Origin of the sequence: Nitrosospira sp. NpAV, from assembly GCF_000832065.1 — a bacterium.
GTDB lineage: Bacteria > Pseudomonadota > Gammaproteobacteria > Burkholderiales > Nitrosomonadaceae > Nitrosospira.
The window spans coordinates 1-425 of sequence record NZ_JXQM01000243.1; the positions used below are offsets into that span (position 1 = coordinate 1).

Sequence of the window (425 nt, forward strand, 5' to 3'; positions counted from 1 at the left end):
AGATCAAGGTCAGCACCACCACGATGATATCGAAAACAATCAGATCGACTCCTGCTGCGGCATATATCTCATTTACCAGAGTTGCGTCGGGATAGAGGAACTGCTCGAACAGATGCCCTATTATCGTATAACCCACAACGACGATGACAAACGACAGGAAGATCATTCCCATCAACCGCCATGGATTCTCGGTAGACAAACGGTGAATCGAGAAAAAGACCTGGGCACCCGTGATCCAGCCGAAAAACAGCAGAATGACCGCCCCTTGCTTATGCACGAAATCAGCTGCCACCAGCAGATGCGAAAAGCCGAGCACGAAGGCCGGAACTAGCACTGTCACTGCCAATGCGACCAACCAGGGCAGGCGCACCAAGCGCAACGGCTTACGTTCGACTACCGAGGTGTAGATATCGTCAGCAGGCACG

Annotated in this window: 1 pseudogene; it reads right to left on the reverse strand. The window is 52.5% G+C overall.

The window, feature by feature from the left end:
- Positions 1-425 (reverse strand): annotated as a pseudogene (locus SQ11_RS17725) (NADH-quinone oxidoreductase subunit L); the annotation flags it as partial.